The organism is Arthrobacter sp. MAHUQ-56 (assembly GCF_019710585.1).
Lineage (GTDB): Bacteria > Actinomycetota > Actinomycetes > Actinomycetales > Micrococcaceae > Arthrobacter.
The window spans coordinates 173,433-186,436 of sequence record NZ_JAIFZQ010000020.1; the positions used below are offsets into that span (position 1 = coordinate 173,433).

The window sequence follows — 13,004 nt, forward strand, 5'->3', positions numbered from 1 at the left end:
GTTTCTCATGAACGGTCGGTAGGTCCGGGACGCGTGCGGTGCCGCCGCGGCTATCCCTTCGGCCGCAGGTCGTAGATCCGGCGCAGCTTGCCGTTGGACCGCTCCAGCGAGCCGGGTTCCACCACGTCCACCGTGCACGAAGAACCCACGTGGATCTTGATCTGCTCCTTCAGGGTGCGTCCCGCCGTCGTGCTCTGCTCAACAGTGACGGCGTCCCGGCGCTCGATCCGGACGGTCAGCTGGTCCATCCGCTGGCCTTCGGGCCGGGTGAGTTCGAGCTGGAAGTGCGGGCTCAGTTCGGGGATCCGCAGGGCGATTTCCTCGATCTGGGACGGGAACAGGTTCACGCCGCGCAGGATGATCATGTCGTCGCTGCGGCCGGTGATGCGGCCCATCCGGCGGTGCGCGGGGCGGGCCGTGCCGGGCAGGAGCCGGGTGAGGTCCTTGGTGCGGTAGCGGATGATCGGCAGGGCTTCCTTGGTGAGTGAGGTGAAGACCAGCTCGCCGTGTTCGCCGTCGCGCAGGACGTTTTCCTTGCCCGGGGCGGGGTTGAAGGGGTCGATGATCTCGGGGCGGAAGTGGTCCTCCCAGATGTGGCTGCCGTCCTGGGTTTCCACGGCTTCGCCGGCCACGCCGGGGCCCATGACCTCGGACAGGCCGTAGATGTCGCAGGCCTTGATGTTCATCATGACCTCGAGCTCGTGCCGCATCTCCTGGGTCCACGGTTCCGCGCCGAGCACGGCGAACTTCAGCGACGTGGAGGCGGGGTCGATGCCCATGTGCGCCATGGCGTCGGCGATGGTCAGCAGGTAGGTGGGGGTGGCCAGGATGGCGTCCGGCTGGAAGTCCTGGATCAGCTGGATCTGGCGTTCGGTCTGGCCGCCGGACATGGGAATGACGGTGCAGCCCAGGGCTTCGGCGCCGGCGTGCGCGCCCAGGCCGCCGGTGAAGAGGCCGTAGCCGTAGGCGTTGTGGACCTTCATGCCGGGGCGGATGCCGGAGGCGCGGAAGCTGCGGGCCACGAGCTTGGCCCAGTCCGCCAGGTCCTGCTTGGTGTAGCCGACGACGGTGGGCCGGCCCGTGGTGCCCGAGCTGGCGTGGATGCGGGCCACCTCGCTCTGCGGGACGGCGAACATGCCGAACGGGTATTCTGCGCGCAGGTCGTCCTTGGTGGTGAACGGGAAGTTGCCCAGGTCCTCGAGTTGGCGCAGGTCGCTGGGGTGGATGCCGGCCTCGTCGAACTTGCGCTTGTACAGCGGCACGCGGTCGTAGGCGTACGCCACCGTGTCCTGCAGCCGCTTGAGCTGGAGGGCTTCGAGCTCGTCGCGGGAGATGGTCTCCTCGCGGTCCAGGACGGCGTCGGTGGCCGTGCTGTCCGTTGAGGCGGGAGCGGTGGTGGCGGGGGTTTCGGGGGCATGCAGGGTCATGGGTTCCTACTTCTTGGAGATGGTGCGGCTGCGTCCGCGGAACTCGGCAATGAGTTCGCCCGGGGTGGCGGCGGGCTGCTGGGTGGGGTCGGCGGCGAAGATCTGGATGTCGTACAGGCCGCTGCGGCCCACCGTTGAGCGCCGGTTGGCGATGGCGGTGACCACCTGGCCGCGGTAGGCGGGCTTGAGGAAATTGATGTCGACGCCGGCTGCCACGGTGATGTTGTTTTCCTCGCCGGGTGCCGGGGTGGCGGGGTTGCACGCCAGGGCGAAGGCGGAGTCCGCGAAGGCGAAGATCATTCCGCCGTGGGCCATGCCGAATCCGTTGAGCATTTCCTGCCGGAGGGTCATGCGGATGGTGGCGTGGCCGTCGCTGAGGGCGAGGACCTCGATTCCCATCCATTCGGAGGCGTAGTCGTTTTCCAGGATGGGGTGGGTGGCCCCGGAGATTGTTGCTTCAGCCATGCGTCATTGCCTCCAGCTTTATTTACCGAATGTTCATTAGGTAATCCCATCAGGGGGTCCGGTGTCAAGGGGAGGAGGACTTGATGTGTGCCTTCCTGCCCGCTTACTCGGCCGGTTCGAGGGACCGAAGGCGGGGACACGCCGTCGTCCGCGGCGCGCCGCTCGGTGGGCGGAAAAGCAACTGGGCTGGAAGGCACATGGAACCCGGCCGGCGTGGGCCCGCGTAGTCGTCCTTGGGGTGCTCAAAACGGCAGCTACGGACCAGCCGATGCCGGGTGGAATGGCATCCGGCGTGGACGGAAGTGCAAGGATGGAACGCAACCGGCACCAGCAACAAGCAAAGGGCGGACCATGGCCAAGGGCATCTACGTCAGCGCAACCACTCCCGGATCAGGCAAGTCCCTGGTGGCATTGGGATTGGCGGACACCCTGCACCGGCACGCGGACAGGATCGGCTTCTTCAAACCGGTGGTCACCGGCCGCACGGCCTTCGACGATCCCATGGTGGCCCTTATGAAATCGCGGTTCGGGCTGGAGGACCGGCTCTGCCGCGGCGGCCTGACCTTCGAGGAGGTCCGCACCCTGCTGGCCGAAGGCAACCGGGCCGAAATCGACGCGCGCTGCGTGGAAATCTACGCGGAGATCGCCCGGCACTGCGACGTGGTGATCGTGGAGGGGACGGACCTGACGGGCCAGGACGCCGCCGTCGAATTCGACCTCAACGCACGCCTGGCCAACAACCTCGCCACGCCGGTGGTGGCCGTGGTGGGGGCAAAGGGGCGCACCGTGGCCGAGGCCGCCGCCGCCGTCGAAGTTGCGCGCAAGGAGCTTGCTGCCGAACGGTGCTCGCTGCTGGCCATCATGGTGAACCGCGCAGACCCGGAAGACCTGGACGGGATCGCCGCGGCCCTCAAGCCCGGCGCCTCGAACCGGCCCGTGTACATCTTCCCCGAGCTGGAGGACATCGCCCGGCCCACCACCGGCGAGGTGGCCGCGGCGCTTGGTGTCCGGCAGATCGCGGGCCGGGCGGACATGGAGCGCGACGTCAAGGACATCAAGGTGGCCGCCATGAACGTGGGCAACTTCCTCAACGTGCTGGACGAGGGCGCCCTGGTGATCGTGCCGGGCGACCGGGCTGACGTGATGGTGGCCTGCCTGGCGTCGTCGTTCTCGCCGGAATTTCCCGTTCCCTCGGCCCTGGTGCTCACCGGCGGCCTGGCGCCGGACGCCAACATCTATCCGCTGCTGGCCCAGGCCCCGTTCCCGGTGTTCGCCGCGCATGACGATACCTACACCACCGCAAAGCGCGTCTCAGAGGTCCGCAGCGAGATCTGGTCCGGGCACCGGCGCAAAGTGGCGTCCGCCCTGGGGCTGTGGTCGCGCCGGGTGGACGAGACCGAGCTGGTGGAGCGGCTGCACCTGCCCCGGCCCGAGCGGATGACGCCGCTGCGCTTCCTTCATGACCTCATCGAGCGGGCCAGGGCCCAGCGCCGGCACGTGGTGCTGCCCGAGGGGACGGATGTGCGCATCCTGCGGGCGGCCGAAATACTGCACCGCCGCGATGTCTGCGACCTCACGGTCCTCGGCCCCGAATCTGACGTCCGCGAGCTCGCGGCGGCCAGCGGCATCGACCTCACGGGTATCAACATCGTGGACCCGGCGACCTCGGACCTGCGGCAGACGTTCGCGGAGAAGTACGCCGAGCTTCGGGCGCACAAGGGGGTGGACGTGTCCAAGGCCCTGGAGATCATGCAGGACGTGAGCTACTTCGGCACCATGATGGTGCAGCTTGGCGTGGTGGACGGGATGGTGTCCGGCGCCGCGCACACCACGGCCCACACCATCCGGCCGGCCCTCGAGTTCGTCAAGACCCGGCCCGGTGTGAAGATCGTGTCCTCGGTGTTCCTGATGCTCATGCCGGACCGGGTGCTGGTCTACGGCGACTGCGCCGTGAACCCGGACCCGAACGTGGAGCAGTTGGCGGACATCGCGCTGGCGTCTGCCGAGACCGCCGCGCAGTTCGGGGTGGAGCCCCGGGTGGCCATGCTGTCCTACTCCACGGGCGGCTCCGGTGCCGGGAAGGCGGTGGACGAGGTGCGGCAGGCCACCGAACTGGTGCGCGAGCGGCGCCCGGACCTCGCCGTGGAGGGGCCCATCCAGTACGACGCCGCCGTAGACGCCTCCATCGCGGCGTCGAAGATGCCGGGGTCATCGGTGGCGGGGCAGGCCACGGTCTTTATCTTCCCGGACCTGAACACGGGCAACAACACGTACAAGGCGGTCCAGCAGAGCTCCGGCGCGGTCGCCGTCGGTCCGGTCCTGCAGGGGCTGCGGAAGCCCGTGAACGACCTCTCGCGCGGCTGCACGGTGGAGGACATCGTGAACACGGTGGCCATTACGGCGATCCAGGCGCAGGCGCAGGTTCCGGCGCCGGACCAGGGCCCGGCGCACGCCCCGGGCGTCTAAGGCCGCAACCTGCAAAGGACGACGCCGGCACTTTCGCAAGTGCCGGCGTCGTCCGTGTTTTCGGGGTGCTTGAGGGTCAGGCGGCTGCCTTGACCTTCAGGGGCTCGATCTTGCCGATGACGAACAGGTAGTTCGCAGCGCCGATGAGGGAGATGGCGCCGATCACGGCAAGGGGTGCCACGAAGGAACCGGTCTGGTCAACCAGCACGCCGATCAGGATGGGGGTGAAGATGCCGGCGAGGTTTGAGGCGAAGTTCTGCAGACCGCCGATGGAGCCAACGTGGCGGGAGCTGGGGGCGACGTCGGCCGGCAGCGACCAGATGCCGGTGGCGGCAACGGTCAGGCTTGAGTAGGCAACCGAGAGCAGGGCCAGGGCCATCCAGGCTTCGGGAACGAGCGCGGCGAACATGATCACCGAACCGCCCGCCAGGCCGCCGGCAATGGCGGTCTTGCGGACCTTGCTCACCGGCGCGCCGGCGCGGACTGCACGGTCCGCCAGGTAGCCGCCGAGCCAGCCGAACAGGACGGCACAGATGCCGGGGATGGCGCCGAAGAAGCCCAGCTTGAGGAGGTCGAAACCGCGTTCCTTCACCAGGTAGCTCGGGAAGAAGGTGATGAAGAAGTAGATGGCGCTGTTCAGGCAGAAGAAGCCGAACATCATGCTGAGGATGGTGCGGTACTTGAACAGGGCGCGCCATGGAAGCTTGGCTGCGCCTTCGTCATCGCTTGCCGCGCCTCGGGCGCCGCCTTCCTGGATGTAGCTGACCTCTGCCTCGTTGGCGCCGGCGTGCTCTTCCGGGCTGCGGTAGTACTTCCACCACACGGCCGCCCAGATGATTCCGAGGATGCCGATGATGATGAAGACCGCGTGCCAGGAGGTGAACGCGACGATCAGGGTGACAATCGGCAGGGCAATCACCGCGCCGACCCGGGATCCGGAGTCCCAGATGCTGGTGGCGAAGGCACGCTCCCGGACGGGGAACCACGTCGCCACCACCTTGGCGGCGGTGCTGGGTGCGGGGCTCTCGCCGACGCCCAGGAGGAAGCGGGCGGCGAAGAGGGTCCAGAAGTTCGATGCCGCTGCGGTGACCATCGTGAAGATGGACCACCATACGGCGGCCAGCGAGAAGGACCGGCGCGGGCCGACCTTGTCCACATACCAGCCGGCGGCGAGCTGGAAGAAGTCGTAGGCCCAGAAGAAGGCGGCGAAGATCAGGCCCTGTTGTGTGGCGCTGAGTTCAAAGTCCTTGCCCATGAACGGCAGGGCGACGCTCAGGCTGGAACGGTCGAGATAGTTGATGCTGAGGCCTAGAAAGGCAAGCCAGATGATGACCCAGCGTTTGCGGGTCATCAGTCGCGGCGCTGCGGTGGAGGTGGCGGCATTGGTGTTGTTGCCGAGCGCAGTCATGCGGTCTCCTTCGACGTATACATGGCTTTGGGTGCCTGGGGCACCGGCGGGGAGGGGAAGAACGCCGAAGATCACGGCGCCAAATCATATAGGAATCTGGTTAATCATATAGATTTTGTGATCTGGATCAAGCCCTTCCCGAAAATCCGTCCGGCAGCCGCTCCGGAAGCGGCGGTGGCTTATGATTCCCCACAGCAAGTCCCTTCCGTTTTTCGAACCCAGAGGTCCACGCGTGCCCCCACGTCCATCGTCCGACACATCCCGAGGCAAGGCCGCGTCCGCGGACGTCTACGCCTCCATGCGCGCCGCCATCCTTGAAGGCGAAATTTCCCCGGGCACGCGCATCAACATCGACGGCGTGGCCCGCAGCCTGGGCGTGTCCCAGACGCCTGTGCGGGAGGTGCTGCAGCGGCTCGAGGGTGACAACCTGGTGGTCTACAACCCCGGCCGCGGCTACAGCACCACGCCGCTGCTCGGCCTCCCTGAACTGCGGTCATTGTTCGAATTCCGGCTCCTGGTGGAGCCCTGGGCGGCCCGCGCCGCCGCCGTCGACCGGTTGGCCAACCCGGCGGCCGCACTGGAGAAGGAGCTGGCCGGATTCAGGGACGCCATGAAGTCCGCCGGCGACCTGCGGCAGGACCTGGTGGCACACGATACGCGCTTCCATGACACCATCCTCGCGGCCTCCGGAAACCCGGTGGTGCGCCACGCGTTCGCCCAAACGCACTGCCACCTGCACACGTTCCGGCTGTACCCGGCGGACGTGGACGGGGCAATTACCGTGGCCGAACACACTGCGGTGCGGGAAGCCATCGCGGCCTGCGATCCGGAGGGGGCGGAGGCTGCCATGACCACCCATATCCACAACTCCTTCGACAGGTTCGCCCAGGCGTTCGGGGGCGGACTGGAGCCGCTGGCGGACAGTGGACCGCCGCGGAAGCGCATCATCACCTAGGGTGCCAGGCACATGTCATCGGCCCCGGCCGCAGCAACCGAACCGGTTCGCTGCCGCCGGGGCTTTTTGGTGTGCGGCCAGGGTGCCGGCGCTTCCGGAGGAGCCGGAGGATTGACGTGCATCACAGTTCCTATATGATTGTTGCAATTCATATAGGAATCTCGAATGACGCCCTTTCACGAAAGAAGAACCCCCATGCCATCCATCACCTCCATCAAGACCCAGGACGTACGCTTTCCCACGTCCCTGGAGCTTGACGGTTCAGACGCGGTCAATGTTGACCCCGACTACTCCGCCGCCTACGTGGTGATCCGCACCGACGCGGGCGACGAAGGCCACGGTTTCGTCTTCAGCTGCGGCCGCGGCAACGAGATCCTGACCGCCGCCATCGATGCCTACGCACGCCTGCTGGTGGGACGCGACATCGACGAACTGATCTCCGACCTCGGCGCTGCGTCCCGGCTCCTCATCCACGATTCCCAGCTCCGCTGGCTCGGACCCGAAAAGGGCGTCACGCAGATGGCCTGCGGTGCCCTGGTCAGTGCTCTCTGGGACATCCGGGCCCGCCGGGAGAACAAGCCCCTCTGGCTGCTCCTCAGCGAGATGACGCCGGAGGAACTGGTCAGCGTGGTGGACTTCACCCACATCCGCGACGCCCTCAGCCCCGAGGAAGCGCTGGAGATCCTCCGGGCCGGCCAGGAAGGCAAGGAGCAGCGCATCGCCGAGCTCAAGGCCGGCGGCTTCCCCGCCTACACCACCAGCCCGGGCTGGCTCGGCTACAGCGACGAGAAGCTCGTGCGGCTCAGCAAGGAAGCCGCCGCCGACGGGTTCTCCATGATCAAGCTCAAGGTGGGCGGCGACATCAACGACGACCGCCGCCGCATGGCCCTGGCCCGTGAAGCCGTGGGCAGCCTCCCCATCGCGATCGATGCCAACCAGCGCTGGGAAGTGTCCGAAGCCGTGGAGTGGGTCAACCAGCTGGCCGAGTTCAACCCCTACTGGATCGAAGAACCCACCAGCACCGACGACGTCCTGGGCCACGCCGAGATCCGCAAGGGTGTCAGCCCCGTCCGCGTGGCTACCGGTGAAGCCGTGCAGAGCCGGATCATCTTCAAGCAGCTGCTGCAGGCCGGCTCCATCGACGTACTGCAGCTTGACTCCACCCGGGTGGCCGGCGTCAACGAGAACATCGCCATCCTCCTCCTGGCCGCCAAGTTCGGGGTGCCCGTCTGCCCGCACGCTGGAGGCGTGGGCCTGTGCGAACTGGTCCAGCACTTCTCCTTCTTCGACTACTCCGTGGTGGCCCGCAGCCAGGACAACAGGATGATCGAGTTCGTGGACCACCTGCACGAGCACTTCGCCGAACCCGTCCGCATCGTCGATGGCCGCTACGCCGCACCGGAACTGCCGGGCACCGGCGCCGAGATGCTCAGTGCCTCCCGCAGCCACTGGGAGTTCCCGGGCGGCACCGGCTGGCAGGAAGTGGGCAACCGCGCCGCCGTCACGGGCGGATCCCTCAGCACAGCCGGAGCCGGCCGATGAGCGCAGCGCCGGAAACCGCCGTGGCGGGTCCAAGCACCGCCGAGGACCTGAACGCAGCCGTCGAAGCCGGGCAGGTTGCCTTCGAACAGGCCCGCCTCGCTGATCCCGGCACCCGCGCCGGCTGGCTTGAGGCCGTGGCCGCCGGGCTGGAGCACGACGCAGCGGGACTCGTGGAGACGGCTGTCAAGGAGACCCACCTTGCCGCAGCCCGGCTGGAAGGAGAGCTGAAGCGCACAGTCTTCCAGCTGCGGCTCTTCGCGGACGAGATCCGCCTGGGCGAGCACTTCGACGCCACCATCGACCACGCGGACCCGGAATGGGGGATGGGGCCCCGCCCCGACCTCCGCCGGTACAACGTACCGCTGGGCGTGGTGGGGGTCTTCGGCGCCTCCAACTTCCCCTTCGCCTTCAGCGTGATGGGCGGAGACACTGCCTCGGCACTGGCGGCCGGCTGCGCCGTGGTGCACAAGGCCCACGATGCACACCGCGAACTCGCTGCAAGGACGGCCCGTGCCGTCCTGGACGCGCTGGAAGGTGCCGGCGCGCCGTCGGGCCTGTTCTCCCTGGTGACCGGCCGGCAGGCAGGCGAGGCCCTCGTGGACCACCACCTTGTCAAGGCCGTGGGCTTCACCGGCTCCACCGCTGGGGGCCGCGCGCTGCTGGACCGCATCGCCGCACGCCCCGAGCCCATCCCCTTCTTCGGCGAACTGGGCGGCATCAACGCGGTGTTCGTCACGCCGGGCGCCTGGGCGGCACGGCGCGCGGAGATCATCAGCGGCTACGCGGGTTCCTTCACGCTGGGCATGGGCCAGTTCTGCACCAAGCCCGGGCTGCTGTTCGTCCCCGCCGGCCACGATAAGGGGATCCGCGGGGAGCTGGAGGCGGCGCTGGCCGGCTTCACGTCGGCCCGGCTGCTCAGCCCGCGCCTGCACGCCGGCTACACGGAGGCCGTCGCCCGGCTCCGCGGCAGCGGCGGCGTGGACGTCCTCGTGGAGGGTGACTTCGCGGACGAGCCCGCCCCCACCGTCCTGCACACCACGGCCGCGGCAGTGCGCAGCAACCCGGACCTGTTGCGGCAGGAGATGTTCGGCCCGGCAAGCCTGGTGGTGGAGTACGCGGACGAGGCAGAGCTGCCGGCGCTCGCGGAACTGCTGGAGGGGCAGCTCACCACCACGCTGCAGGCGGAAGCGGACGACGACGTCACCGCCCTGGCTGCCCGGCTGGCGGACATCAGCGGCCGGGTCCTGTGGAACGGCTGGCCCACCGGCGTCACCGTCAGCTACGCCCAGCACCATGGCGGGCCGTACCCGGCCACGACCTCGAACACCACCTCGGTGGGAACGGCTGCCATCCGCCGGTTCCTGCGGCCCGTGGCGTTCCAGCAGTTCCCTGCGTCGCGGCTGCCCGAGCCCCTGCAGGACAGCAACCCCTGGCGCGTACCGCAACGGGTGGACGGCATCTGGCAGCACCCGGCCCGCGCAGTGAAGGAGGGACTGCAGTGAGCCTGTCCCAAGCCGTAGGTTCCGTCCTGCCCGAGGACGCCGGCCAGGCGCTGCTCATCGGCCGCGTCTGGGACACGGAGACCGGGGGCCCGCGTGTCGTGGCCGTCAGCGGGGACTCCGTCTTCGACCTGCACCGCCTCGCCGGGACCGTCGCGGACCTGCTGGAACTGCCGGAGCCCGCGGCCACCGTCCGCTCGGCCCTGGCCAATCCCAGCCTGGCCGAACCGCGGTGGGCGACGGCCGACGTCGTCAGCGCTTCCCTGGCAGGGGACGGCACCCGCGCGCGGCTGCTGGCCCCCGTTGACCTGCAGGTCATCAAGGCCTGCGGGGTGACCTTTGTGGACAGCATGGTGGAACGGGTCATCGAGGAACGCTGCGCGGGCGACGCCGCACGGGCCGCCGAGGTGCGCGACCTCGTGGGCCGTGCCCTGGGCGGCAGCCTGGCGGACCTGCGCCCGGGCTCGGCCGAGGCCGCGGAAGCCAAGCGGGTCCTGATTGCCGAAGGCCTGTGGTCGCAGTACCTCGAGGTGGGGATCGGCCCGGACCCGGAGGTCTTCACCAAGGCGCCCGTGCTGTCCTCGGTGGGGCTCGGCGCGGACATCGGCATCCCGGCCTTCTCCTCGTGGAACAACCCCGAGCCGGAACTGGTGCTCATCGCCACGTCCCGGGGCCAGGTGGTGGGGGCGACGCTGGGCAACGACGTCAACCTCCGCGACGTGGAGGGCCGCAGCGCCCTGCTGCTGGGCAAGGCCAAGGACAACAACGCCTCCAGCGCGCTCGGCCCGCTGATCCGGCTCTTCGACGGGTCCTTCACCCTCGAGACCCTGCGCGACGAGGAGATCCTGCTGCGGGTGGAAGGCCCGGACGGGTACGTGCTGGAAGGGCGGAACAGCGTGGCCCGGATCAGCCGGCCCTTCGAGGAGCTGGTGGCGGCAACGCACGGCCGCCATCACCAGTACCCGGACGGGTTCGCGCTGTACACGGGGACGCTGTTCGCCCCCACGCAGGACCGGGACGTCCCGGGGCAGGGTTTCACGCACAAGCACGGCGACGTCGTGACCATCCGCAGCCGCCACCTGGGCGCCCTGGTCAACCGGGTGGGGCCGTGCGAGGAGCTGCCCGCCTGGTCCTTCGGCCTGCGCGAGCTGTTCAACTACCTGGCGAAGCAGCGGCAGGAAGCGCGGGCCTGAGGTTCAACGCGGGCCGTGGACGGCAAAGGGCGACGGCGGCACCCGAGGTGGGTGCCGCCGTCGCCCTTTGCCTGCCTGGCTTAGCTGTTGTCCGGTTTTGCCAGGCTTTCCTTGTCTTCCTGTTTGGCGGGCTCATCGGAGAGGCCCTGCGGCGTGAGGTCCAGGTCCTCCGGGTTCTCCGGCGCCTCCGGGGCTTCGCCGGTTTCGGCTGCCTTGAGGTTTCCCGTGTCGTCCAGGGCCGGGTTGGCCCCCTCCACGCCGGTGGGATCCTGCTTGCCGGAGCCTGAGTCCGGCTGCGCGTTGAGCGGGGCGGTGCTGCTGGATCCCGTGTTGGTGGGGTCGTTCTCGTCGATCGAAGTGGGCTCGTTCGTCATGGAATTGTCCTCTCGGCCTGGTCCAGCGTGTCCCGCCGACCATACGCACAGCGGACCTCCATCCGCAAGGACCCCGGTGGGCTAGCATCACTGGCATGCCTGTAACCGCTATCACCACAGCGTTCATCCCCGTCCGGAACCCCGTGGCGTCTGCCGGGTGGTACAGCGCGATGCTGGGCCTGGACGTCGTGAAGGCGGATTCCTTCTCCGCAGTCCTCTCCGGCGCGGGAACGGCATCCGTGACCTTGATGGGGCCGGACAGCGGCATCAAGACCAGCCCGGGGCTCGCCTGGGCCACGTGCAACTTCAGGGTGGAAGACCTTGCCCGGTGCCGCGCGGAACTGGCCGGCAGCGGGGTCGCCGCCGGCCCTGTCCAAGGTTCGCCCGACGTCTGCCTCTTTTTTACCGTCAAGGACCCGGACGGCAACACCCTGCTGCTGACCGACCGCTGACGGCCGCCGCCTATAGGCTGGGTGGAACTGCAGAAGCCAGCCCCGGGAGGCCCGTCATGCTCGTGCTCGTCATCAATTCCGGCTCGTCCTCGCTCAAGTACCAGGTCCGCGACGTGGCCCAGGGAACCGTCCTCACCGAAGGGCTGATCGAGAAGATCGGCATGGGCAACGGCGGCGGCGGGGACGGGGAGATCGAGGGCCCGCGGGACCACGCGGAGGCGCTGGAGCTGGTGGATGCCGCCATCCACCGGGAGCTGGGCGACCAGGAGCTAGCAGCGGTGGGCCACCGCGTGGTGCACGGCGGGGAACGGTTCGCCGAGCCCGTGCTGATCGACAATGAGATCACGCGCGCCATCGAGCGGCTCAATCCGCTGGCGCCGCTGCACAACCCCGCCAACGTCCTGGGCATCCGGGCCATCACGAAGAAGTGGCCGCAGATGCCGCAGGTGGCCGTGTTCGACACCGCCTTCCACCGCACGCTGCCCGAGCATGCCTGGCGCTACGCCGTCCCCGACGAGCTCTACACCAACCACGGGATCCGCCGTTACGGCTTCCACGGCACCTCGCACGAATACGTCGGGCGCCGGGCCGCGGCCCTGCTGGACATCCCCGTGGAGGAGTTCGACGGCGTCATCGCCCATCTGGGCAACGGCGCCTCGGTGACCGCCATCAAGGGCGGCCACTCCGTGGACACGTCGATGGGTTTCACCCCGCTGGAAGGCCTGGTGATGGGCACCCGGTCCGGTGACCTGGACCCCTCCATCCTGGTGTTCCTGGGCCGGGCCGGGTGGACGCCCGAGGACATCGACTCCATGCTGAACCGCGAATCCGGGCTGAAGGGCCTGGCCGGAAACAACGACATGCGCTCCGTGGTGGAGGCCTCGGAGGGCGGCAACGCCAGGGCCTCCGTGGCGCTGGCGGTGGCGTCCTACCGGCTCGCCAAGTACATCGGCGGGTACCACGTGGCCGTTGGCGGGGCCAAGGCGCTGGTCTTTACCGCGGGCATCGGTGAGAACTCGCACCAGTTCCGCGCGCTGGTGGCCGAGCGGCTGGGCGCGCTGGGCATAGAGCTCGACGCCGGCCTCAACACCGGGCGGTCCAAGGAACCCCGGGTGATTTCCACGGCGTCGTCCGCGATCCCCGTCCTGGTGGTCCCCACGGACGAGGAACGCGCCATCGCTGAGGCGACGGCCGCCGTCGTCCGCGGTTGATCCTGCCTTTCC

11 protein-coding genes are annotated in these 13,004 nt (G+C 68.6%); 7 read left to right on the top strand and 4 right to left on the bottom strand.

Annotated elements, in window-relative coordinates; all coding sequences use genetic code 11:
* Nucleotides 1-50 precede the first annotated feature (50 nt).
* Entirely contained in the window at nt 51-1,427 is a 1,377-nt protein-coding gene (gene paaK, locus K4G53_RS13175; protein ID WP_221386150.1) for a phenylacetate--CoA ligase PaaK, read from the bottom strand.
* Nucleotides 1,428-1,433: 6 nt separating this feature from the next.
* Nucleotides 1,434-1,892, bottom strand: coding sequence for a hotdog fold thioesterase (locus K4G53_RS13180; RefSeq protein ID WP_221386151.1), 459 nt, complete (start codon nt 1,890-1,892; stop codon nt 1,434-1,436).
* 351 nt (nt 1,893-2,243) lie between these two features.
* On the opposite strand from K4G53_RS13180, the gene pta reads away from it, so the two are divergent.
* On the top strand, nt 2,244-4,358 hold the full coding sequence (gene pta, locus K4G53_RS13185; protein ID WP_221386152.1) for a phosphate acetyltransferase: 2,115 nt from the start codon (nt 2,244-2,246) through the stop codon (nt 4,356-4,358).
* A 76-nt stretch (nt 4,359-4,434) separates the two neighbouring features.
* Here the strand turns inward: pta and K4G53_RS13190 are convergent, their stop codons facing one another.
* A complete protein-coding gene (locus K4G53_RS13190) occupies nt 4,435-5,766 on the bottom strand; it encodes an MFS transporter (RefSeq protein WP_221386153.1) in 1,332 nt (443 codons plus the stop codon).
* Nucleotides 5,767-5,998: 232 nt separating this feature from the next.
* Here K4G53_RS13190 and K4G53_RS13195 point away from each other — a divergent pair, with 232 nt between their 5' ends.
* The 4 genes from K4G53_RS13195 to K4G53_RS13210 all read left to right on the top strand — a co-directional run bounded on the left by K4G53_RS13195 (nt 5,999) and on the right by K4G53_RS13210 (nt 10,955).
* On the top strand, nt 5,999-6,721 hold the full coding sequence (locus K4G53_RS13195) for a GntR family transcriptional regulator (protein WP_221386154.1): 723 nt from the start codon (nt 5,999-6,001) through the stop codon (nt 6,719-6,721).
* 195 nt (nt 6,722-6,916) lie between these two features.
* The gene (locus K4G53_RS13200) at nt 6,917-8,263 is read left to right on the top strand and encodes an L-fuconate dehydratase (RefSeq protein ID WP_221386155.1); all 1,347 of its coding nucleotides are present in this window, start codon (nt 6,917-6,919) and stop codon (nt 8,261-8,263) included.
* The gene (locus K4G53_RS13205; RefSeq protein ID WP_221386156.1) at nt 8,260-9,765 is read left to right on the top strand and encodes an aldehyde dehydrogenase (NADP(+)); all 1,506 of its coding nucleotides are present in this window, start codon (nt 8,260-8,262) and stop codon (nt 9,763-9,765) included. Before K4G53_RS13200 ends, K4G53_RS13205 begins: the two co-directional genes overlap by 4 nt.
* A 2-nt stretch (nt 9,766-9,767) precedes the next feature.
* Nucleotides 9,768-10,955, top strand: coding sequence for a fumarylacetoacetate hydrolase family protein (locus K4G53_RS13210; RefSeq protein ID WP_221386908.1), 1,188 nt, complete (start codon nt 9,768-9,770; stop codon nt 10,953-10,955).
* Nucleotides 10,956-11,035: 80 nt separating this feature from the next.
* Here the strand turns inward: K4G53_RS13210 and K4G53_RS13215 are convergent, their stop codons facing one another.
* Nucleotides 11,036-11,329, bottom strand: coding sequence for a hypothetical protein (locus K4G53_RS13215; RefSeq protein WP_221386157.1), 294 nt, complete (start codon nt 11,327-11,329; stop codon nt 11,036-11,038).
* A 95-nt stretch (nt 11,330-11,424) separates the two neighbouring features.
* Between K4G53_RS13215 and K4G53_RS13220 the strand changes: the two genes are divergently transcribed.
* Together K4G53_RS13220 and K4G53_RS13225 are read left to right on the top strand one after the other, a co-directional pair.
* Nucleotides 11,425-11,781, top strand: coding sequence for a VOC family protein (locus K4G53_RS13220; protein ID WP_221386158.1), 357 nt, complete (start codon nt 11,425-11,427; stop codon nt 11,779-11,781).
* A gap of 56 nt (nt 11,782-11,837) precedes the next feature.
* Nucleotides 11,838-12,992, top strand: a complete 1,155-nt coding sequence (locus K4G53_RS13225; RefSeq protein WP_221386159.1) for an acetate kinase — start codon at nt 11,838-11,840, stop codon at nt 12,990-12,992.
* Nucleotides 12,993-13,004: the final 12 nt, after the last annotated feature.

Excerpts from the sequence above, each read along its gene's own strand:
- paaK (WP_221386150.1), bottom strand. The coding sequence starts at position 1,427 with ATGACCCTGCATGCCCCCGAAACCCCCGCCACCACCGCTCCCGCCTCA.
- K4G53_RS13180 (WP_221386151.1), bottom strand. The coding sequence starts at position 1,892 with ATGGCTGAAGCAACAATCTCCGGGGCCACCCACCCCATCCTGGAAAAC.
- pta (WP_221386152.1), top strand. The coding sequence starts at position 2,244 with ATGGCCAAGGGCATCTACGTCAGCGCAACCACTCCCGGATCAGGCAAG.
- K4G53_RS13190 (WP_221386153.1), bottom strand. The coding sequence starts at position 5,766 with ATGACTGCGCTCGGCAACAACACCAATGCCGCCACCTCCACCGCAGCG.
- K4G53_RS13200 (WP_221386155.1), top strand. The coding sequence starts at position 6,917 with ATGCCATCCATCACCTCCATCAAGACCCAGGACGTACGCTTTCCCACG.
- K4G53_RS13205 (WP_221386156.1), top strand. The coding sequence starts at position 8,260 with ATGAGCGCAGCGCCGGAAACCGCCGTGGCGGGTCCAAGCACCGCCGAG.
- K4G53_RS13215 (WP_221386157.1), bottom strand. The coding sequence starts at position 11,329 with ATGACGAACGAGCCCACTTCGATCGACGAGAACGACCCCACCAACACG.
- K4G53_RS13220 (WP_221386158.1), top strand. The coding sequence starts at position 11,425 with ATGCCTGTAACCGCTATCACCACAGCGTTCATCCCCGTCCGGAACCCC.
- K4G53_RS13225 (WP_221386159.1), top strand. The coding sequence starts at position 11,838 with ATGCTCGTGCTCGTCATCAATTCCGGCTCGTCCTCGCTCAAGTACCAG.